At 68.2% G+C, this 20,701-nt stretch carries 23 protein-coding genes; 11 read left to right on the top strand and 12 right to left on the bottom strand.

What is annotated here, in order from left to right:
* Window positions 1–38: 38 nt before the first annotated feature.
* Window positions 39–857, bottom strand: coding sequence for an alpha/beta fold hydrolase (locus ACFTS5_RS22380; RefSeq protein WP_378634094.1), 819 nt, complete (start codon window positions 855–857; stop codon window positions 39–41).
* Window positions 858–982: 125 nt separating this feature from the next.
* Here ACFTS5_RS22380 and ACFTS5_RS22375 point away from each other — a divergent pair, with 125 nt between their 5' ends.
* Together ACFTS5_RS22375 and mscL are read left to right on the top strand one after the other, a co-directional pair.
* Window positions 983–1,717 carry an SDR family NAD(P)-dependent oxidoreductase gene (locus tag ACFTS5_RS22375; RefSeq protein ID WP_378634091.1) on the top strand — a complete coding sequence of 245 codons (735 nt, stop codon included), beginning with the start codon at window positions 983–985 and terminating at the stop codon, window positions 1,715–1,717.
* A 295-nt stretch (window positions 1,718–2,012) separates the two neighbouring features.
* Window positions 2,013–2,465 (top strand): large conductance mechanosensitive channel protein MscL, encoded by a 453-nt coding sequence (gene mscL / locus ACFTS5_RS22370; RefSeq protein ID WP_378634088.1) that lies wholly within the window; start codon window positions 2,013–2,015, stop codon window positions 2,463–2,465.
* Window positions 2,466–2,550: 85 nt separating this feature from the next.
* On the opposite strand, the gene ACFTS5_RS22365 is transcribed toward mscL, so the two are convergent.
* Window positions 2,551–3,909, bottom strand: a complete 1,359-nt coding sequence (locus ACFTS5_RS22365) for an MFS transporter (RefSeq protein WP_378634085.1) — start codon at window positions 3,907–3,909, stop codon at window positions 2,551–2,553.
* Between the two features lie 172 nt (window positions 3,910–4,081).
* Between ACFTS5_RS22365 and ACFTS5_RS22360 the strand changes: the two genes are divergently transcribed.
* A complete protein-coding gene (locus ACFTS5_RS22360) occupies window positions 4,082–4,684 on the top strand; it encodes an NADPH-dependent FMN reductase (RefSeq protein ID WP_378634082.1) in 603 nt (200 codons plus the stop codon).
* On the top strand, window positions 4,681–6,123 hold the full coding sequence (locus ACFTS5_RS22355) for a DHA2 family efflux MFS transporter permease subunit (protein ID WP_378634080.1): 1,443 nt from the start codon (window positions 4,681–4,683) through the stop codon (window positions 6,121–6,123). The genes ACFTS5_RS22360 and ACFTS5_RS22355 overlap by 4 nt, the downstream gene beginning before the upstream one ends.
* A gap of 20 nt (window positions 6,124–6,143) precedes the next feature.
* Here ACFTS5_RS22355 and ACFTS5_RS22350 read toward each other — a convergent pair whose 3' ends face one another.
* A complete protein-coding gene (locus ACFTS5_RS22350) occupies window positions 6,144–7,286 on the bottom strand; it encodes an Ig-like domain-containing protein (RefSeq protein WP_378634492.1) in 1,143 nt (380 codons plus the stop codon).
* 165 nt (window positions 7,287–7,451) lie between these two features.
* Window positions 7,452–7,937 carry a DUF2505 domain-containing protein gene (locus ACFTS5_RS22345; RefSeq protein WP_378634077.1) on the bottom strand — a complete coding sequence of 162 codons (486 nt, stop codon included), beginning with the start codon at window positions 7,935–7,937 and terminating at the stop codon, window positions 7,452–7,454.
* Here ACFTS5_RS22345 and ACFTS5_RS22340 point away from each other — a divergent pair.
* The 3 genes from ACFTS5_RS22340 (at window position 7,936) to ACFTS5_RS22330 (ending at window position 10,485) form a co-directional block, all read left to right on the top strand.
* Window positions 7,936–9,072 carry a UDP-N-acetylmuramate dehydrogenase gene (locus ACFTS5_RS22340; RefSeq protein ID WP_378634074.1) on the top strand — a complete coding sequence of 379 codons (1,137 nt, stop codon included), beginning with the start codon at window positions 7,936–7,938 and terminating at the stop codon, window positions 9,070–9,072. The genes ACFTS5_RS22345 and ACFTS5_RS22340 overlap by 2 nt on opposite strands.
* Window positions 9,073–9,136: 64 nt before the next feature.
* Window positions 9,137–9,664, top strand: a complete 528-nt coding sequence (locus tag ACFTS5_RS22335; RefSeq protein ID WP_378634071.1) for a DUF2505 domain-containing protein — start codon at window positions 9,137–9,139, stop codon at window positions 9,662–9,664.
* A 23-nt stretch (window positions 9,665–9,687) separates the two neighbouring features.
* On the top strand, window positions 9,688–10,485 hold the full coding sequence (locus tag ACFTS5_RS22330) for a class I SAM-dependent methyltransferase (RefSeq protein ID WP_378634068.1): 798 nt from the start codon (window positions 9,688–9,690) through the stop codon (window positions 10,483–10,485).
* Here ACFTS5_RS22330 and ACFTS5_RS22325 read toward each other — a convergent pair.
* On the bottom strand, window positions 10,471–11,079 hold the full coding sequence (locus tag ACFTS5_RS22325; RefSeq protein WP_358186434.1) for a hypothetical protein: 609 nt from the start codon (window positions 11,077–11,079) through the stop codon (window positions 10,471–10,473). The two genes, ACFTS5_RS22330 and ACFTS5_RS22325, sit on opposite strands and share 15 nt — an antisense overlap.
* 105 nt (window positions 11,080–11,184) lie before the next feature.
* Between ACFTS5_RS22325 and ACFTS5_RS22320 the strand changes: the two genes are divergently transcribed.
* On the top strand, window positions 11,185–11,919 hold the full coding sequence (locus tag ACFTS5_RS22320) for a DUF2993 domain-containing protein (RefSeq protein ID WP_378634064.1): 735 nt from the start codon (window positions 11,185–11,187) through the stop codon (window positions 11,917–11,919).
* A gap of 35 nt (window positions 11,920–11,954) precedes the next feature.
* Here ACFTS5_RS22320 and deoC read toward each other — a convergent pair whose 3' ends face one another.
* On the bottom strand, window positions 11,955–12,620 hold the full coding sequence (gene deoC, locus ACFTS5_RS22315) for a deoxyribose-phosphate aldolase (protein ID WP_378634061.1): 666 nt from the start codon (window positions 12,618–12,620) through the stop codon (window positions 11,955–11,957).
* Between the two features lie 92 nt (window positions 12,621–12,712).
* Between deoC and ACFTS5_RS22310 the strand changes: the two genes are divergently transcribed.
* Window positions 12,713–13,240: a GNAT family N-acetyltransferase gene (locus ACFTS5_RS22310; RefSeq protein ID WP_378634058.1), complete on the top strand. Its 528-nt coding sequence runs from the start codon at window positions 12,713–12,715 to the stop codon at window positions 13,238–13,240.
* Between the two features lies 1 nt (window position 13,241).
* On the opposite strand, the gene purU is transcribed toward ACFTS5_RS22310, so the two are convergent.
* The 6 genes from purU to ACFTS5_RS22280 all read right to left on the bottom strand — a co-directional run bounded on the left by purU (window position 13,242) and on the right by ACFTS5_RS22280 (window position 18,190).
* On the bottom strand, window positions 13,242–14,132 hold the full coding sequence (purU, locus tag ACFTS5_RS22305; protein WP_378634055.1) for a formyltetrahydrofolate deformylase: 891 nt from the start codon (window positions 14,130–14,132) through the stop codon (window positions 13,242–13,244).
* A gap of 20 nt (window positions 14,133–14,152) precedes the next feature.
* Window positions 14,153–15,205 carry an alpha/beta fold hydrolase gene (locus ACFTS5_RS22300; RefSeq protein ID WP_378634052.1) on the bottom strand — a complete coding sequence of 351 codons (1,053 nt, stop codon included), beginning with the start codon at window positions 15,203–15,205 and terminating at the stop codon, window positions 14,153–14,155.
* A gap of 76 nt (window positions 15,206–15,281) precedes the next feature.
* Window positions 15,282–15,572 (bottom strand): DUF2516 family protein, encoded by a 291-nt coding sequence (locus ACFTS5_RS22295; protein ID WP_056814570.1) that lies wholly within the window; start codon window positions 15,570–15,572, stop codon window positions 15,282–15,284.
* A gap of 79 nt (window positions 15,573–15,651) precedes the next feature.
* Window positions 15,652–16,299 carry a heparin-binding hemagglutinin gene (locus ACFTS5_RS22290; protein WP_378634049.1) on the bottom strand — a complete coding sequence of 216 codons (648 nt, stop codon included), beginning with the start codon at window positions 16,297–16,299 and terminating at the stop codon, window positions 15,652–15,654.
* Window positions 16,299–16,745 carry a helix-turn-helix domain-containing protein gene (locus tag ACFTS5_RS22285; RefSeq protein WP_101465494.1) on the bottom strand — a complete coding sequence of 149 codons (447 nt, stop codon included), beginning with the start codon at window positions 16,743–16,745 and terminating at the stop codon, window positions 16,299–16,301. The genes ACFTS5_RS22290 and ACFTS5_RS22285 overlap by 1 nt, the downstream gene beginning before the upstream one ends.
* A 113-nt stretch (window positions 16,746–16,858) precedes the next feature.
* A complete protein-coding gene (locus tag ACFTS5_RS22280) occupies window positions 16,859–18,190 on the bottom strand; it encodes a DUF445 domain-containing protein (RefSeq protein WP_358061769.1) in 1,332 nt (443 codons plus the stop codon).
* Between the two features lie 262 nt (window positions 18,191–18,452).
* On the opposite strand from ACFTS5_RS22280, the gene ACFTS5_RS22275 reads away from it, so the two are divergent.
* Complete coding sequence (locus ACFTS5_RS22275) at window positions 18,453–19,139, top strand: TetR/AcrR family transcriptional regulator (protein ID WP_378634489.1); 687 nt, start codon at window positions 18,453–18,455, stop codon at window positions 19,137–19,139.
* Between the two features lie 126 nt (window positions 19,140–19,265).
* Entirely contained in the window at window positions 19,266–20,699 is a 1,434-nt protein-coding gene (locus tag ACFTS5_RS22270) for an ABC1 kinase family protein (protein ID WP_378634044.1), read from the top strand.
* The last annotated feature ends 2 nt before the right edge of the window (window positions 20,700–20,701 follow it).

Genomic DNA, 20,701 nt, shown 5'->3' with positions numbered 1-20,701 from the left:
AAACATTGTCGATTCAGAGCAGGCGTGGCCCGCCGAGCTCACTCCAGCGCGTCGACAAACGCGCTGACCTCGGCGAGGAAGCGTGGCCGGTCCTCGATGAACAGCCCGTGCAGAGCGCCTTCCCAGAAGGAACCGCGAGCGTCAGGGGCATTGTCGAGGATGTACTGACCATTGGCCGCCGGGACCACCGGGTCATCGGTGCCGTGCAGCACCAGAACCGGAACATCCAGGGCGCGCAGGGTTTCGGTGTTGTCGATCGTGCGGTAGAACAGCGCCTTGCGCACCGAGGGCGGGGTCGCCAGACTGCCGCCGAACAACCGCTGCGCGTCGACGCCCTTGTCCGCGCCGGGCCCGGTATTGGCATTGCCGAACACCGAGAACGCCCGCACCGCCCGCCCGGCGGCCTCGTCGAACACGCCCGGAATCGCCTTCTCCATCGACGGCCCCGGTGCCGCACCGGGCACATCGCGCCCGATATGGGCGGGCGCGCCGCAGTAGACGACACCGGCGACAGCCGAGGTGCCGTAGGTAGCGAGGTAGTCGGTGGCGACGATCCCGCCATAGGACCAGCCCAGCAGCACCGCACCGGCGTCGACACCCTCGGCGGCCAGCACCGCGGCCACATCGCCCGCCCACGCCTTGGGGTCGTCGTAACCGGCGCCGGGGTCGTCGGAGTACCCGTGTCCGCGCAGATCGACCGCGATCACCCGATAGCGCTCGGCCAGCTCGTCCGCGGCCGCCCCCCAGCACCGCAGATTCCCGGCCCACCCGTGCAGCAGCACCAGCGGCCTACCGGTACCGATCACCCGGTAGACGATCCTCGTTCCATCGGCACTGACAGCATCGCGAATAGCCATACCGACAGGTTAATCGGCGCGGTCACGAACGATTCCCCAGCCGCGCACGGCCGCGGCGAACGCCTGACATCACCGTGATCGGAGCCATGGCGGCCGGGAATCCTGGGCGAATAAGATCGGCAAACATGAGCATTCGCACCGCTGTCGTCACCGGGGCCAGCTCGGGAATCGGTGAAGCCACCGCCCGGGAACTGGCGAAGCAGGGTTATCACGTCTACGTCGGTGCCCGCCGGTTCGACCGCGTGCAGCGCCTCGCCGAGGAGATCGGCGGCACCGCCATCGAACTCGACGTCACCTCCGAGGAATCGGTGCGCGCGTTCACCGACGCCATCGACCACGTCGACGTGCTGGTCAACAACGCCGGCGGCGCGAAGGGCATGGCCGCGGTCATCGACGCCGACCTCGACGACTGGCGCTGGATGTGGGAGACCAACGTCGTGGGCACCCTGCGCGTCACCAAGGCGCTGCTCCCCAAGCTCATCGCGTCCGGCGACGGCCTGATCGTCACCATCACCTCCATCGCCGCCCTGCACACCTACGACAACGGCTCCGGTTACACCTCCGCCAAGCACGCCCAGGCTGTCGCCCACCGCACCCTGCGCGGTGAGCTGCTCGGCAAGCCGGTCCGTCTCACCGAGATCGCCCCCGGCGCCGTGGAAACCGAGTTCTCCCTGGTCCGCTTCGACGGCGACGCCGACCGCGCCGCCAAGGTCTACGAGGGCATCGATCCCCTGCACGCCCAGGACATCGCCGAAATCGTCGGCTTCGTGGCCACCCGCCCTCCCCACGTCAACCTCGACACCATCGTCGTCAAACCCCGAGACCAAGCGGGCCCCGGCTCCTTCGCCCGCCGCTCCTGAGTACGTTTCCCCAGTTCGGCACCACCTACTCCCCTCAAACGTGAGACTCGACACCTGCACTCGCCGGGTTCGCCGCCCAGCCCGTCGCACGACGCGACGAGCCGGGCGGTCAATCCGCGCGCGGGACAGGCGAATCCGGCGCGACAGCCGTTCGAGTGGCGAGAGTGGGCGTGGGAATTGATACTGGGAGCGGGCGGTTCGATCGTTGCTGCGAATTCGCCGCGATACTCGAACTGGCATTAACATCGCCGTTTGCCGTTAGCCAGCCCCTAGGAGTAGAAGTTCGATGCTCGGTATGAAGTCTGTTTTCAGTGGGTTCAAAGATTTCCTGATGCGCGGGAACGTCATCGACCTCGCGGTCGCGGTCGTGATGGGTACCGCGTTCACCGCGGTGGTCACCTCGTTCAGCAAGGGACTCATCAATCCGCTGCTCGCGGTGTTCGGCTCGACCAACGAACTGGGCCTCGGCGTCCAGCTGATCGCCGACAAGCCGGCAACGTTCATCGCGCTCGGCCCGATCATCACCGCGTTCATCGACTTCTTCATGGTCGCCGCGGTGCTGTACTTCGTGCTGATGCTCCCGATGAAGTCGCTGAAGAACAAGTTCGGCACCACCAAGGACGCCGAGCCCACCGAGACCGAACTGCTCATCGAGATCCGCGACCTGCTGGCCAAGCAGCAGGGTCTGAGCACCGACCAGGCCGTCGCGCTGAGCAAGGAACGCGCCAGCGAGTCCGTCGAGGCCTAGTCGCCTCCGATTCCCCCGTCCGGCCCACCGGACGCGAACGACCCCCCGACCGTCGAGTCGGGGGGTCGTTCGTTTCCGGTCGCGTTCAGGCGTAAGCCAGGGTCTTGGCAGGCCAGCGCGGGTGGTCGGGGTCGATCACGTAGGGGTGGGTGTGCTGGAAGTGCCGGGGGCCGACCTGAATCGCGTCGGCCAGGATCGCCGGGTCGACCGAGCCGAGTTCGTGGATATGGGTGATCTCGGCCGGGTCGCGGCGGGGCCACAGCCGGATCGCCGCGACGGTGCCGACGCCGGCGATGACGGCCAGGGTCGCCCAGGTAGCCGTGAAGCCGGCGGTGGTGGCCAGCCAGCCGGTGATCGGGTAGGTGATCAGCCAGGCGAGGTGGGACAGGGAGAACTGGCCGGCGAAGAGGGCCGGACGGTCTTCCGGTCGGGCGGAGCGGCGCAGGACGCGGCCCGTGGGGGTGAGGATCAGGGCGGTGCCGGCGCCGATGGTGGCCCAGGTGGTGAGGGCGGCGGGCCAGTGCCACTCACCCGTCGGCAGGGTCGAGAGAACGAGCGCAGCGGTCAGGCCGGTGAGCAGCACCGCCGCCCCGGTGAGCATGACCGGGCGTTCACCGCGGCGGTCCAGGATCTTGGGCAGGGTGAGCGCGATGAACATCGTGCCGAGACCGTTCGCCGCGAGCAGCAGCGCGACGCCGGACTGGTCGCCGCCCAGCACATCCCGCGCGTAGTTCACGGTGTTGACCATCACCACGGAGCCCGCCGCGGCGACCACCAGGTTCAATCCGAGCAGTCCACGCAGTCGCGGCGTCGCCGCGAACAGCCGCAGCCCGGCGGCGAGCCGCTCGGCGATCGCGCCGTCACCGACCGCCGCGTTCGGGATGCGCGCGGCCGTTACCAGGGCGACCGACACCGCGAAGCCGAGGCCGGTGCCGACGAACAGCCAGTGGAAGCTGATCAGGCTCAGGGCCAGCGCCGCCAGCATCGGGCTGAGCAGCGTTTCCATCGTCGCCGCGAGCTGGGCGGCCGACAGCGCCTTCGTGTAGTCGCGTTCGTCGGGCAGGATGTCGGGCAGAACCGCCTGGTAGGTGGGGGTGTAGGCGGCCGAGGCGATCTGCAGCAGCGTGATGAGCACGTAGATCTGCCAGATCTGGTCGACGAAGGGCAGGGCGAGCACGATCGCGCCGCGCACACCGTTGAGCGCCATCAGGAATTGCCTGCGCGGCAGCCGGCCGGCGTAGGCGCCCGCGATCGGCGCGACGGTGACGTAGGCGACCATCTTCAGCGTCAGCGCGGTGCTGAGCACGATGGCCGCGTTGCCGCCTGCCAGTTCGTAGGCGAGCAGGCCGAGGGCGACGGTGGTGAGTCCGGTGCCGAACAGGGCCGCGACCTGGGCGGTGAACAGCAATCGGTAGTCGCGGTGCGCGAACAGTGAGGTGCTCATGATGCCTGCCCTTTCAAGGCTGCTTATCTGCGTATGAACGCAATAAGCAGCATAAGCCGAAAAGTATTCCCGGACCACCGAAATCTTTTCCGGCTTGACCTCAACGACCGTTGAGGTAGGACGGTAGAGCGCAGCGGCGGCCGAGGGGCCGTCACCGACGAAGAGGAACGTCATGAGCGCCACGGTTGACCACGCCCGAACCGCAATCAGCCCGCTGCGGCTCGCGGTCGTCATCGGCAGTACCAGGGAGGGGCGCTTCGGTCCGACGATCGCGAGCTGGTTCGTCCGGCAAGCGGCCCTGCGCGACGCCGTCACCGTCGACATCGTCGACACCGCCGGCATCGAACTGCCACACGCGTTCGGCGCCGCCACCGACCACCCTTCCGTCGCCGAAGCCACCGAGAAGCTCTCGCGCGCCGACGCGTTCGTCGTGGTGACACCCGAGTACAACCACAGCTACCCCGGCACGCTGAAGAACCTGATCGACATCCACCACGCCGAATGGCAGGCCAAGCCGGTCGGCTTCGTCTCCTACGGCGGCATTTCCGGCGGACTACGCGCCGTGGAACACCTGCGCCCGGTCTTCGCCGAACTCCACGCCGTCACCGTGCGCGACTCGGTCTGCTTCCCGAATCCGTGGGGCCGATTCGACGACGCGGGCGAGCTGTCCGCGCCGAACGATGCCGACGCCGCCGCGGCGACCATGCTCGACCAGCTCACCTGGTGGGGCGAAGCCCTGCGCACCGCCCGCCTCGCCCAGCCGTACGGGAAGTGAGCGCCGTGATCACCACCGCCGAACCGGCCACCAGCCGGGCTCCGATGCGGATCGCCCTGGTCCTGGTGGTCGGCATGATCATGGCCACGCTCGATCAGACCATCGTGAACGTCGCCATCAACAAGTTGTCGATGGAGTTCCACGCGGGCCTGAGCACGATCCAGTGGGTCGCCACGGGCTACTCGCTCGCCCTCGGCGCCGTGGTGCCGACCTCGGCGTGGCTGGTCGGCCGATTCGGCGCCAAGCGGCTGTATCTGACGGCGATCAGCGCGTTCGTGGTCGGCTCGGTGCTGGCCGGGCTGTCGTGGAACATCGAGTCGCTCATCGCTTTCCGATTGATTCAGGGCGCCAGCGGCGGGCTGTTGATGCCGGTGGCCATGACGATCCTGCTGCGCGCGGCCGGGCCCGACCGCCTCGGGCAGTTGATGAGCACGCTCGGTCTGGCCATTCTGGTCGGCCCCCTGCTGGGCCCGGTGATCGGCGGATATCTGATCGACGAGGTGTCGTGGCGGTGGATGTTCTTCATCAATCTGCCGCTGGGCGCGCTGGTGTTACTGCTGGCGGTGCGGGTGGTGCCCGACGACGCCCCGGAACCGCCGCGGGCGCTCGACATCCGTGGGCTGCTGCTGATGTCGCCCGGGTTGGCGCTGGTCATCTATGGCGTCACCGCCGCGGGCGAGAGTGCCGGATTCGCCACGCCCGCGGTGCTGGTGCCGCTGCTGGTGGGGGTCGGCCTGATCGCCGCGTTCGTGCGCCGTTCGCTGACCACCTCGGTGCCACTGCTGGATCTGCGCGTGCTCGGCAACCGGATCACCGGCACCTCCGCGGTGCTGCTGGCGGTGTTCGCCGGCGGCTACTTCGGTTCGATGCTGCTGCTGCCGTTGTACTTCCAGGTGGTGCGCGGTGAGTCAGCACTGGTGGCAGGCGCTTTGGGGATTCCGTTCGCCCTGGCATCGGGTGCGACCATGCAGGTGGCGGGCAGGCTGATCGACCGGATTCCGCCCGGCCGGTACCTGCCCGCGTCGATCACGGTGGCGCTCACCGGTTTCGTGCTGTTCGTGATCCAGCTCGACGCGGACGCGCCGTACTGGGCGCTGTGCCTGACGATGGTGCTGATGGGCGCGGGCGGCGGCGGGACCCTGATGCCGGTGATGACCACGGCGACCCGGCCGCTGAGCCGCGAGCAGCAGCCCGCCGGTTCGACGGTGCTGAACATGATCAGCACCACGTCGATGGCGATCGGGACCGCGGTGGCCTCGGTGACGTTGGGCGCGCTGCTCCCGGTGACGGGTGGCCTCCAGGCGCTCCACGCCATGACGGCGGACCAGCGGGCCGAACTCGCTCCCGCCCTGGCCGACGCGTTCCAGCACACCTATCTGATCGCGCCCGTCATGATCGCGCTGGCGCTCGTCCCAGCGCTGCTCCTGCCCCGACGCTAGGGGACGGCGCAGGTGCGGGATTATTCGGCGGGCAAGGCGGACATGGACTTCCATGTCGGCCAATCGAGGGCCCAGTCGTAGACGTCGCCGTCGGCCTGGGACAGCTCGATCGAGGTGCCGGTCACCTCCACCGGGTCGCCGTAGAGGGCGGTCGGGAAGTAGGCCTGGGCGTCACCGGGTGAGAGGTTGATGCAGCCGTTGGTGACGTTCGAGGAACCCTGCGCCGAGAGGGATTCGGGGTTGGCGTGGATGAATTCGCCGTTGTTGGAGATACGGACGGCCCAGCGTTCACGAACGTTGGTGTAGTACGGCGGATTCGACATCATGAAGTCCTCGTACTTCTCGGTGACGATGTGCACGCCCGAGCGGGTCACGTTGCGCGGCTCGTTGCCTTCGCCGTAGGACACCGCGAAGTCGAAGATCGTGGCGCCGTCGCGCACCACCTGCATGCGGTGACTCGGCGCGTTCGCGATGACGATCTGACTGCGGCCGATGGTGAAGTCGGAGGTGACATCGGAGTCGCCGTAGGCGCCGCCGCCGAGGTCGACGCCGTAGAGCTTCGCGGCGACGTGCACGGTGGTACCGGGGGTCCAGTAGTCCTTCGGACGCCAGTGCACCCGCGAGCCGCCGTCGTCGGGTAGCCAGGCCCATGATCCTTCGGTGCCCTGGTCGGTGGTGACGGTGAGGGCCTTCTCCACGGCCGCCTTGTTCGTGACCGGCCCCGCGAACTTCAGGATGATCGGCGCCGCGATCCCGACCTCCTGGCCGTCGCCGATGTTGATCGTGGCCGGGATGGTCGACTGGGGGCTGATCGTGGTGAAGGTGGCGTCGATCGGGATCGGTTTCGCGTCGGCGCCGATGGCCGTACCGGCCCACGTGTAGGTGGCGCCGTAGCCGAGCGGTTCGGAGACCTTGTAGGTGGTGCGGTCGGGGCTGAGCTGACCGGTGATCTGCTTGCCGCCGGCATTGGTGAGGGCGATCTGGTCGATCGTGCCGTGCGCGACCGTCACCGACACGGGCGCGACCGGATCCACATCGGTGGCTCCGGGGGTGGGCGCGATGGTGACCTGCGCCACCGGAGCCGCCTCGGCGGCCTCGCCCTGCCGGTCGACGGTGCACCCGGTGAGCACGACGAGCACCGCCAGCACGATCACCGCAACCACGGATCGCCCGCCCCGAACGCCCACTTCACGCCTGTGCGCCGACGAATTACGCCGCGCGGTGACCCGCGCGCGCAACAGATCGGTTACCGAATGTTTGCTCACGCATCGAATGTACGCCGAGCTACCGACCCACACCCCGTGAGCGCGGTCTCACCGAGACCGCTACTACCGGTTGAGCCATTCCTCGGTGAAGGTGGCCTCGTTGCCGAGGAGTTCGATCAGGCGCTCGGAGATGGCCGCCTCGATCTTGCCGCCGAACAGCGGGATCTTCACCTCGATGGTGCCGTTGATGGCGGTGGTGGAGCCGGTGCCGCCGTCGGGTGCCATGGTCACCGTGCCGCGGACCACGGCGGGGGCGCCGTCGACGTGGGCCTCGAAGATGCCGCCGGTGCCGGTGTAGGTCTCGGTGCGCGGAATGATCAGGTCGCCGGGGCGCACAGCGGTGATGGCGGGCGGGAGCTGGTCGGCGGGGATGGACTGCACCATCTGGACGCGGACCTGGTCGCCGTCCACGGCGAAGGCGTCGAGCCGGGCACCGGGCCCGCCGACCTCGGCGATCCGGGCCTTCCAGTACTGCTCGTCGGAGTACGCGGCGCGCACCGCATCGACGGAATGCGTGTAGCCGGCAGTGAACGCCAGAGGTGTAGCCATGCTCGACACGGTACCGTCTGCGGACGTGCGTACAACACGGGTGGTGTCCTCCGATCAGCTGCGTGACCTGCTTGCCGATACCGGCGCGAAGGTCCGCGATTCGGTGCGTTTGTCCGAATTGACGACCTTGCGGGTCGGCGGGCCCGCGCTGCTCGCCGAATGCGCGAGCACCGAGGCCCTGGTGGCCACGGTGAAGGCCCTGGACGCGGCCGGTATCGCGGTGCTGCTGGTGGCGGGCGGGTCGAACCTGCTCATCGACGACGCGGGCTTCGACGGCGTGGTCGTGCTGGTCGGCACGACCGGCGTCGAGCTGGGAACCGACAATGTGGTGGCGGAGGCGGGCGCGAACTGGGACGAGGTCGTCGCGGCGACCGTCGCGGCCGGGCTGGGCGGGCTGGAGTGCCTGTCCGGGATTCCGGGTTCGGCCGGTGCGACACCGGTGCAGAACGTCGGCGCGTACGGCGTCGAGGTGGCGTCGCTGCTGCGCCGGGTGCGCCTGCTCGATCGCACGACAGGGGACGTGCGCTGGGCCGAACCCGCCGAACTGGGCTTCGGCTACCGGACCAGCGTGCTCAAGCACAGCGACGACGCGGTGGTGCTCGCGGTGGAATTCGCCCTGGATCCGAGCGGGATGAGCGCGCCGCTGCGCTACGGCGAGCTGGCGAAGGTGCTCGGCGCGGGCGACGGCGAGACCCGCCCGGTCGAGCAGGTGCGCGCCGAAGTGCTGCGCCTGCGGGCGGGCAAGGGCATGGTCCTCGACCCGGCCGACCACGACACCTGGAGCGCCGGTTCGTTCTTCACCAACCCGGTCGTCACCGAGGAGCAGCTGCCGCGGGTACTGGCCGCGATCGCCGCGCACGTCGGCGACGACGTCAAGGTGCCCACCTATCCCGCACCCGACGGCACCAAGCTCTCGGCGGGCTGGCTCATCGAACGCGCCGGTTTCGCGAAGGGCTTCCCCGGCGACAGCGCCGCCGCGCGCCTGTCGACCAAGCACACCCTGGCCCTGACCAACCGTGGCACCGCGACCGCGTCCGACATCGTCGCCCTGGCCCGCACCGTGCGCGCGGGCGTCCAGGAAAGGTTCGGCGTGACGCTGGAGCCGGAACCGGTAACCGTCGGCATCGATTTATAGGACCGAGCACAGACAACCCACCTCTTCCCTCCGCCCGCACCCCAACCACGTAACGTGTTCTGCCATGGCACGCAGACTGGACTACTCGGCTCGCTACCCCCTGCACACCACCGAAGAGCTGTACGCAGCCCTCCAGAGCAGGGACTACTGGGAAGCCCGCGTCGCCGAAATGCGCAAGTACGCGCCCAACAACGAAGTGGTGAGCCTCGACGTCACCGACGACGGCATCGACGTGGTCCTGCACCACACCCTGCCCCGCGAGATGCTTCCCGAGATCGCCCAGACCGTGATGCGCAAGGACATGGTGATCACCCGCAAGGAGAGCTGGGGCCCGTTCGCCCACGACGAGACCGAGGGCAAGTTCTCCGCCTCGATTCCGGCCGGCCCCGGCAGCCTGACCGGCACCATCCGCCTGTTCCCCACCGACACCGGCGCCACCATGCGCTTCTCCCCCACCGCCAAGGTCTTCATCCCCATGGTCGGCCCGCGCCTGGAGCAGTTGATGCTGGTGAACCTGGTGGACCTGTTCCGCGCCGAGCAGGAAGAGACCCTGCGCTACCTGGACAATCAGACCGCCGACAAGTCGGTCTGACGCACCGGAGAGCCTCGACGCCCGTGGCCCCCAGCCGCAAGGCCCTCCCGCCGGTCGGCACCATCACCCGCGGCACCACCGGCGTCAACCGTTTGCGCCGCAGTGACCGCTGGCTCGTCAACGACGAACTCGTCAGCACGACACTGCGTGAATCCTCCAACCCCTTGGTCGTCGACCTCGGCTACGGCGCCGCACCGTGGACCACCTTCGAACTGGCCGCCCGGCTGCGCACCGTCCGCCCCGACCTCGAGGTGGTCGGCCTGGAGATCGACCCGGCCCGCGTCGTGGCACCCCGCGACGGCGTCCGGTTCGCCCGAGGCGGCTTCGAACTGGCGGGCCTGCGACCGACCCTGGTCCGCGCGTTCAACGTCCTGCGCCAATATCCCGAGGACGCCGTGCCCGACGCGTGGTCGCGCATCCAGTCCAACCTGGCACCCGACGGCCTGCTCGTCGACGGCACCTGCGACGAACTCGGCCGCCGCTGCGCCTGGGTCCTGCTCGACCGACACCGCCCCCTCTCCCTGACGCTGGCCTGGGATCCGTTCACCGTGGACCAGCCCTCCGACATCGCCGAGCGCCTGCCGAAAGCGTTGATCCACCGCAACATTCCCGGCGAACGCGTGCACACGCTCCTCACCGCCGCCGACCGGGCCTGGGAGCGTGCCGCGGCCATGGCGCCGTACGGCCCTCGCATCCGCTGGCGTGCAGCGGCGGAGATGCTGCGCGCCAACGGTTTCCCGGTCCACACCTACAAACGGCGAATGCGCGATTGCGTGCTGTCGGTGCCCTGGGACGTGGTCGCCCCGTCAGACCCGGCTTAACGCCCGTCGCACCCGCGCCGACGCCCGCGGCGCCAATTGCTGCCCACCCCACCAGATCTCGTCGGTATCGCACCGGTGGATCGCCACCGCGTCGGCCACCACCTCGTCCAGCGCCGACTGCGAGATCTCGGTCTCGGCCAGATCCAGGACCGTGCGCACCGGCGTGGTCACCAGAAACGGCCCCGCCGACTCGACGTCCGCCGCGCAGAGCTTGCGCCGGGTCAGCACCAACCGTGGGGTCACCGGCGGGCGACCCGCCGACACCGACAGGTGCAGAAACCGGGGCTGTAACCTGCCGATCCCGTGCAGTTCCGCCGCACTCTGGTACGACACCGCCGCCGCGCCGTCGAACCACGCCGCCCACATCGCGTACTCGTCGAGCGGCCCCACCCGCCACTGGCCCAGCCGCATCATCCCGACCCCGGCCCTGGTCACCGACCCGTCCCCCAGGGCCGCCCTGACCTGCGATTCGCAGCCGGTACGCAACACCTGACGCGTGGTGAAGAAGCCCGCGTGCCGCCCGGCGAGGCGCCGCAGCACCCGCCATCGATGATCCGCTGTCCCCGCCACCCGGCGCGCGCCCTCGCCAGTCATGCAACCCAGATTACGCCCGGTTGCGTGCGCCAGGTCACATTTTGTGTGAAGGCTTTCACTACGTCCTCAGAGCGGACACAGAAAGATCGGGAAGAATCCGATGCCATGACCACACAAAAGCCCCCTCGCCCCAGGATCGGTCGGCGCTCGCTGGTGATCGCGTTGGCCGTGGTCGCCGTTCTGCTCGTCGCGGCCATCGGCGGAACCGAAGCCTATGCCCGGCACAAGATCTCGAGCTGTATCAGCGGCGCGTTCGAGCAACAGATGGGCTCGAGCATCGACGTGGGCTTCGGCCCGCGCCCGATCCTGCTGTCGTACGTGGACGGCAAGGTCGGCACGATCACCGTCGACAGCGAGGACAACCAGTTCGGCCCCGCTGTCGGGATGGTGGTACACGCGAAATTCAACGACATCGAGCTCGTCGACCGCGGCCGAGGCGGCGGCACCATCGACAGCTCGACCGCCGACGTGACCTGGAACAACGACGGCATCCGCGAGACCCTCGGCACCATGGTCAGCGGCGTGAGCTCCTCGGCGAGCACCGGAGTGCTCACTCTCGATGTGCTCGGCGGCCTCGCCCAGCTGGAAGTGCAGCCGATGGTCCGCGACGGCAACGTCACGGTGGAGACGAAGTCGGCGCAGATACTCGGCATCGGCCTGCCCACCGACCTCGTGCAGGACATCGTCGAGACCTTCACCCAGAGCTTGCAGAGCTACCCGCTCGGCCTGCGCGCGCAGGAGGTCAAGGTCACCGACGACGGTGTGAGCGTGCACCTTTCGGGCGGCAAGACCGCACTCGAGAGTGACCCGTCCGCTCAGCAGTCCGGGTTCACCTGCTGATCGTGCGCGGCGGTGACGACTCGGGACAGCCTCGTCTAGTCGGGAAAACCGTCGAGGACCGCGGCCGATTTCGACAACCCGAGACGCGTAGCACCGGCCTCGATCATCGCGGCGGCGTCCGCGGCGGTGCGGATTCCGCCGCTGGCCTTCACCCCGAGTCGTCCGCCGACGGTCTCGGCCATCAACCGCACCGCGTGCACGCTGGCACCGCCCGCGGGATGAAAACCGGTGGAGGTCTTCACGAAATCGGCGCCCGCCTGCTCGGCCGCCCGGCACGCGCCCACGATCGCCGCATCGGTGAGCGCCGCCGACTCGATGATCACCTTGAGCACGGCCCGATCCCTGGTCGCCTCGCGCACGGTGATGATGTCGGCGAGCACGGCGTTGAAGTCACCGGCCAGCGCGGCGCCCACGTCGATCACCATGTCCACCTCGGCGGCGCCCTGATCCACCGCCAGCCGCGCCTCGGCACCCTTCACCAGCGAATGGTGTTTGCCGGACGGGAAACCCGCCACTGTGGCCACCACCAGCCCCGGCGCACGCACCGGCAGCATCGAGGGCGACAGGCAGATCGCGTACACCCCCAGCTTGCGCGCCTCGACGACCAGCGAGTCGACCTCGGCCGGAGTGGCTTCCGGCGCGAGCAGGGTGTGGTCGATCATGTCGGCCACGGCGGCCCGGGTCAGCGGCGCGGAAGTCATTTCCCGAGCATCGCACACGCGCGGCCGAGTCCGGAACATCGGGCACGGCACATCATTGCGCTCCCGTACCCAAATCCTGGAGACTTAAGCCTGTGCTGATCCGTCGCGAGACCCCAGCGGACGCCCCGGCGATCGCCGCGATCCACCGCGCCGCGTTCGCCCCGCATTACGCGGGCGATCCGGCCGTCACCGAACCACCCGAACCCGCCCTCGTCGAGACGCTACGCACCGACGAGTCGTGGATGCCCACGCTGTCGCTGGTCGCCCTCGAATACGACACCGTCGTAGGGCACATCTGTCTCACCAGAGCCGGAATCGGCCCGTTCCCGGTGCTCGCGCTGGGTCCGCTCGGCGTCGATCCGGAGCATCAGAAGTCCGGCATCGGCTCGGCATTGGTCCACGCCGCCCTCGGCGCCGCCGACGCCCTCGACGAATCGGTCGTCGGCCTGGTCGGCGATCCCGACTACTACGCCCGCTTCGGCTTCGTCCCCGGCGCGCGGCTCGGCGTCGTGCCCGACGAAGCCGAGTGGGCGCCGTACTTCCAGGTCCGCCCGCTCACGGCCTACGATTCCGCCGTGACCGGTGAATTCCGTTATCCGGCACCGTTTTACGACCTATAGGTCATTCGAAGACGACCGTGCGACGACCGTGCACGAGCACCCGGCCCTCCAGGTGCCAGCGCAGTCCACGCGCGAGCACGACCCGCTCGATGTCACGTCCCTGTCTGACCATGTCGCGTACGTCGTCGGCGTGATCGACGCGGATCACGTCCTGCTCGATGATGGGCCCCGCGTCCAGCTCGGCGGTGACGTAGTGGCAGGTCGCCCCGATCAGCTTCACCCCGCGCGCATACGCCTGGTGATAGGGCCGGGCGCCGACGAACGAGGGCAGGAAGCTGTGGTGGATGTTGAGGGCGCGCCCGGCCCAGTGCTCGCACAGTTCGGCGGGTAGCACCTGCATGAAACGGGCGAGCACCACGGCGTGCGGGTCGTGGGAGTCGACGAGGTCGCGCACCTGCTCGAAGGCCGGACCGCGCTCGGCCGGGTCCTTCGGGAACGGCACGTAATGGAACTTCACCCCGTGCGCCTCGGTCATGCCCGCGAGGTCGGGGTGGTTGCCGATCACGGCCTCGATGGTCGCGGGCAGCTCACCGGCCTGTGCGCGGCCGAGCAGGTCGTGCAGGCAGTGCCCGTCCTTGCTGACCAGCAGCACCGCGCGCCGCGGGGCACCGGAATCGTGCAGCTGCCATTCGGTCTCGGGACCGAACTCGGCGGCCACCTCGGCGAAGCGCACCCGCAGCTCGTCGATGGAGAACGGCACCGTCGAGGCCTTCACAGCCTGGCGGGTGAAGAACCAGCCGATGTCACCGTCGGAGTGATACCCGGCCTCCACGATCGAGCCGCCGAAGCCGGCGATGAACGAGGAGATCCGGGCGATGACGCCCGGCCGGTCCGGGCACCCGAGGGTCAGCACGAACCGACGGTCGTCCGAGGTCACAGCGGTAGAACTCATCCGCCGATTCTCGCAGGCGGTCAGGCCAGGGCGCGCACGGGCTCGTTGACGGCGGCCAGCACTCGGGCCACCTCGGCGTTGAACAGGTCGAAGCGTTCGACATTGCCGAGGTGTCCGGTCGGCAGCACCTTGAACCCGGCGAGCGTGCCTGCTTCCTGGAGCAGCGCGGCCAGGCGCTCGGCGTGGATCGCCGGGGTCATGTCGTCGCGATCGCCCGCGAGCACGGTGGTCGGGACCGAGAAATTCTTCGCGTCATCGCCGAGGTGCAGCTCGGTGAGCAGGAACCCGTAGCGCGAACGCGTCATCATCGGACAGCCGCGCACCACCGACAGCGCGTAATTCAGCTTCTCGCGCGAGGTATCGAGGGTCATCACCTGCCGGGCGAAGATCCAGCGCACCGGCTTGATCGGCGGGAACACGACCGGGGTGCCGAGAATGAGCTTGCCGAGCCAGTCCGGCGTCGGCATCGAACGGCCACCGAGAATCCGCAGCGGGATGTTCAGACCGGGAACCATGGTCGATACCTCGACCAGCGAGTGCGCGCCGGTGTTGGTGAGGATCACCGCGGCGGCCTGTTCGGCGACCCGCTCCGGGTAACGGCCCGCCCAGGCGATGAGCGTCATCCCGCCCATGCTGTGCCCGGCCAGTACCGCGCGCTGACCCGGCAGCAGCACGGCGTCGAGCACGTCGCACAGGTCGTCGGCGAGCAGATTCGTGCTCGGGCGGGCGTAGCCGTTGGTGCTCTCGCCGTGGCCGCGCTGGTCGTAGGCGACCACGCGGTACTCGCCGGCGAAGGCGTTGATCTGGGCGTTCCAGTACTCGATCGAACACGTCCAGCCGTGGGCGAACACGATGACGGGCGCGTCGACCGGGCCGTAGGCGTGCACCCGCAGGCGGGCGCCGTCGGCGGTGACCACGGGGATCACGTCGTGCGGTACCCGCGGCGGATCGAAGGCCGCGATCCCGTGCGTCCGCGTCCGCAGATCCGCCCGGTGGGCCGCGAGGGTGGTCTCGACCACGGTGGACACCCGGTCGACCAGGTTCACCAGAGCCGTCGGCATCTTTGCGCGCATCGGCACACTCCTTTGTGTTACTGATAGATACAGTAACACCGCGTACCACTCACCCGCGAGCCCTTCTGAGGGCTATTTACCAGCGCGGGCCGCGCTGCACCTCGTCCACCTTCGGGCGCACATCGGCCAGATACACCCCGGTCGCGATGATCGCGATGAACGACAGCATCCCCAGCCCGCCGATGCCGATCAGCAGAAACACCAGCGCACCACCGAGAATGGCCAGCCAGATCGGTTTGGTCATCTTGTCGACGGCGGTGAAGGCATCCGAACGCTGGCGCACAGCGTGAATGAGCGCGAACACCGTCGCGCCGAAGGCGCCGATCCACAGGATCAGCAGAATCAGCGAGGTCATCCCATTCACCATGTTCACACCCCCATCATACGAACAGCGGCCCCGCACACACCTGGTGTACGGGGCCGCTGTCAGCGGTACTGCGCGAAGGTTAGACCTTCTTGGGCGCGGCAGCCTTCTTGGCCGGAGCGGCCTTCTTGGCCGGAGCCTTCTTGGCGGCGGGAGCCTTGGCCGGAGCCGGCTCGGTGGTGACGGCGACGACCTCGGCCTCGACCACGGCGTCGACCTTGTCGGCCACCGCTTCGGCCTCAGCCTTGGTGCGGCCCAGCAGGTCGTTGACCTTGGTCAGGGCATCCTCGGCGCGAGCGGAGGCATCCTTGTAGAGGTTCTCGACGCGGCCGATCTGCTCGTCGACGGCCTGGTTGGCACGCAGCCGGTCGACGGTCTCCTCGCCGCGAACGGCGAGATCGGCGTAGATGTCGAGCGCCTGGCGGTAGTACTGCTCGGCCAGCTTGCGCAGCTCTTCGGGGGTGAACTTCTCGCGCAGCTCGGCGAGGTCCTCCGGCAGCTCCGACGGCAGGCCGGAGATGCGGTCACGCAGGGTGTCGAACTGGGCCTGCACGTCGGCGGGCACGTTCGCGATGCGCTCGCGGGCCTCTTCGACGCGGGCCTTCGGGTCGGCGGTGGCAACGCGGCCACGCACGTCGGCGACGACGTCGTTCACGGCGGCGTAGATGGCGTCACCGGCGCCGACGGTGGCGAACAGCGGCTTGGTCACAGTGGCGGTCTTCTCGGTCATCAGTCTTCAGTCTCCTGGTGTGGCGGAGTGTCAGTTGTCGTGAACGAAACGTCAGTGTCTCGTTCGTTCCCCCCTGAGCCGGCTTCTTCCCCGTTTTCCCGGCGAAACGACTCATAGATTTCCAGCAACACCTGTTTCTGCCGCTCGGACACCGAAGTGTCGGCGAGCAGGGCGTCACGGACCGGGCTGTGCGGACGCTGCTCCAGAAATCCTGCCCGCACATACAACACCTCCGAGGAAACCCGCAGTGCCTTGGCGATCTGCGCGAGTACTTCGGCGGAGGGATTACGTAATCCGCGTTCGATTTGGCTCAGGTACGGATTACTTACCCCCGCCAGAGCGGCGAGCTGACGCAGGGACACCTGCGCACCTTCGCGCTGTGCCCTGATGAAACCTCCGATATCTTGAGCCGCGTGCGCTACACGACTCTCGGGTTGGTCTGTCATCGCTCACCTTCTGGCGTTGTAAGGCCAATAGTAGAACAGGGTGCTAGCTATTGCAAGCACTACAGTTAGCACCCGGTCGGCTAACGCGTACGCAGCCCCGGTTACCAGGTCGTTCAGTGGAACAGCAGCTGCGAGATCGTGTAGATGGCCAGGCCGGCGAGCGAGCCGACGACCGTGCCGTTGATCCTGATGAATTGCAGATCCCGACCGACCTGCAATTCGATCTTCCTGCTCGCCTCGTCGGCATCCCAGCGCGCGACCGTGTCGGTCACCAATGTCGTGATCTCCGCGGAGTAGTTACCGACCAGATAGCGAGCACCGCGATCGATCCACCCGTCCACTTTGCCACGCATCTCCGGGTCGTCGCGGAGGCGCTCGCCGAGCTGCTGCACATTCTCGGCCACCTTGCGCCGAAGGGTGGAATCGGGATCTTCGGCCGATTCCAAGATCAACCGCTTCGCCGCCCGCCAGGTGGCCTCGGCCATTCCGGTGATCTGCTCGCGGCCCATGATCTCGGCTTTGACCTTCTCCGCCTTCGCGATCATCGCGTCGTCGTGTTGCAGGTCCTCGGCGAAATCCTGGAGAAAGCGATCGGCGGCCCGGCGCAATTCGTGATCAGGATCGGAGCGCACCTTCCAGGTGAACTCGACGAGTTCCCGATAAATTCGCTCCGACAGCAATGTATTGACAAATTTCGGTGCCCATTGCGGCGCATCGCGCACCACGATCCGGTCGATCGTGTCCTGGGAACCCAGCGCCCACTGATGGGCGCGCTCGGCCAGCAGGTCGATCAGCGGCCGCTGCCGGTTGTCGGCGATCATCTCCGAGAGCACCCGGCCCAGCGGCGGCCCCCACAGCGGTTCGGCGATCCGCTTGACGATGGTGTTGTCGATGATCTGCTCGACGTCCTCGTCGCGCAGGGTGTTGACCACCGCGGTCAGGATCGTCGCGCTCTCCTGCGCCACCCGGGCCGCGTGCGCCGGATCGGCCATCCACCGGCCCACGCGCAGCGAGATCTGCGCCGAGTCCAAGCGCGCCGAGACCACGTCGGGGGCGAGGAAGTTGGTGCCCACGAAGGCGCCCAGGCTCTCGCCGAGCTGGTCCTTCTTCTTACGGATGATCGCGGTGTGCGGGATCGGCAGACCCAGCGGGTGCTTGAACAGCGCGGTGACCGCGAACCAGTCGGCCAGTGCGCCGACCATGCCCGCCTCCGAGGCCGCGCGGACATAGCCCACCCACTCGCCACCGCCGCCGCGCGATTCGAGCCAGCGGCACAGCAGGTAGATCACACTGGCCACCAGCAGGAAACTGGTCGCCAGCGCCTTCATCTTGAACAGGTCACGTTTTTTGCCCGCCTCGTCGGTCATCACCGCGAAGCCGGCGGGCTGTGCGGCGGGCTCGGTGCGCGGCGTGAGAACCGCCGTGTTGCCGGGAGATTTCTCCATAGCCCCCATTCTGCTGTGCGCACGGCGAGTGCGCCGCCGCCAACCCCGCGTGGCGTCGCCCACGACACGGCGAACCGCGCGGTTTGTCGTACGCGCGCGTAAGCACTCGAGTGTGGTAAATGCCGCAACGTGGGCCAAAGGAGCGCCACCCCACACCGGCGCGCCTAAGCTGTTGACTAAAGACGCCAACATCGATCACGAGGGGGCTGTTCTGTCCACCGAAGACCTTGTCGAGATCGGCGAGCAGTCGAGCCGAGCCAGTGTGCGCGGCGGCGGCCAGGCCGACGGCCGCAAACGTCGGTGGCGACAGCACAAGATCGACCGCCGCGAGGAGCTGGTCGACGGCACGCTCAACGCCATCCGCGCGCGGGGCAGCCAGGCGGGCATGGACGAGATCGCCACCGAGATCGGCGTGTCCAAGACCGTGCTGTACCGCTACTTCGCGGACAAGAACGACCTGGTCCACGCCACCATGCAGCGGTTCATCGAAACCACGCTGCTGCCCCGGGTGTACGGCGCGATCAGTCTCGACGCCGACGAATACCAACTCGTGCGCGCCGCGATGACCGAATACGTCGGCACCGTCGACGACGACCCCGAGGTCTACCGGTTCATCATGAGCAATGCCGCGGGCGACAAGTCCTCGCTCGCGGAGTTCGAGCGCCTCTTCGCCGAGGTGGTCACCACGGTGCTGGTCGACCGGGCCGGCGCCAAGGGCATCCGCACCGAGGGCGCGATGCTGTGGTCGTACGTGCTGGTCGGCGGCATTCAGCTGGCCACCCACTGGTGGACCACCACCGACAAGGCCATGCCGCGTCAGGACGTCATCGACTACCTCACGATGATGGCCTGGAGTGCGATCGAGGGCATGGCCCGCGCGGGCGGTTCACCCGAGATCTTCACCGCGCAGCCGCATCCGCTCCCCGAAATGCCGCAACAGTCGCCCTGACCCGGGATTTCCCGCGTTCGAGGGAGCCGGGCTCGACAACGGCGCGCGGTTGGCTACGCTGAACCCGGGCGGGACGCTGTGGCTTGTGTCACCGCCGTGCGCGTCGGCACCAACGGAGGTATCTCGATGGCGAAGAACGTGCCGACTTCCCGGCTTGCCCGCGGGACGAAGCTGGGGGCAGTCGCGGCGGGGTCGGTCATCCGCTCGAAGAAGACCAGATTATCGATGCGCGGCCGCTCGGAGGCCGTGCGCGCGCGGATGGCCGAGGAGTCGATGATCCGCACCACCGAACAGGTGGTCATGGTGCTGGGCACCATGAAGGGCGTCGCGATGAAGCTGGGCCAGATGATGTCGGTGCTCGACCTGGATCTGGTGCCGGAGAACCATCGCGAGCGGTTCCAGCAGCGCCTGGCCGTGCTGCGCAACGCGGCGCCGACGGTGTCGTTCGAGTCCATGCGCACGGTGATCGAGCAGGATTTCGGTGCCCCGCTGGCGGAGATCTTCGCCGAATTCGATCCGGAGCCGATCGCCGCCGCCTCGATCGGCCAGGTGTACCGGGCCACGCTGAACGACGGCCGTGCTGTCGCGGTGAAGGTCCAGTACCCCGGGGTCGACGCGGCCGTGCGCGCGGATCTGAAGAACCTCACCATGTTCCGCCGGGTGCTGGCCTCGGCGATGCCGTGGATCACCCCCGCGGTACTCGACGAGCTGAAACTGAACATGGAGAGCGAGCTCGACTACCAGGCCGAAGCCGCCACCCAGGCCGAGATCGCGCACCTGTACCGCGACCACCCGTTCATCGTGGTGCCGTCCTCGGTACCCGAGCTGTCGACCACCCGCGTGCTGGTCAGCGAGTTCATCGACGGCGACGGCTTCGACGAGGTGCGGAAAATGCCCGCCGCGGTGCGTGACCGGGTCGGCGAGATCATCTACCGCTTCTACGTCGGCTCGCTGTTCAGCTTCAACGAGTTCTGTGGCGACCCGCACCCGGGCAATGTGCTGCTCGCCCGTGACGGCCGGGTCGCCTTCCTCGATTTCGGGCTGTTCAACCGGATGGATCCCAAGCTGGTCGGATTCGAGATCCAGTGCCTGCGCGCGGCCGCCGAGGATCGCGCGGAAGACCTGCGGCAGCTGATGATCGATCGCGGCGTGATCGATTCGCCCGAGGAGATCGGCGCCGAGGAATGCCTCGAATACGTGCTCGCCGCCTCGGAATGGTGTCTGGTGGACGAGGAACTCACCATCACCCCGGAACTGGCCAGCGGCGCGTTCCTGCTCGCCGTCGACCCGAGGGCCAGCGAGTTCACCGGCATGAAGCAGCAGAATCTGCCGCCCGAACACCTGTTCTCGCGCCGCGCCGACTTCCTCACCTTCGGCATGCTCGGCCAGCTCGACAGCACCAACAACTGGCATGTGATCGCCAGGGAATGGCTCTACGGCGATCCGCCGGTCACCGAACTCGGTCTGGCCCACCGTGATTGGCTCGCCACTCATCCACCGAAACCGGTGAAGAAGACTCGCGCCCCCCGCAAGGCCGGCGCACCGGCCACCAAGCCCTGAAT

The sequence above is a fragment of the Nocardia sp. NPDC056952 genome, from assembly GCF_042674185.1.
Classification (GTDB): Bacteria; Actinomycetota; Actinomycetes; order Mycobacteriales; family Mycobacteriaceae; genus Nocardia.
Note: the sequence above shows the minus strand (reverse complement) of the source record. Positions and strands in the feature narration are given on the sequence as shown.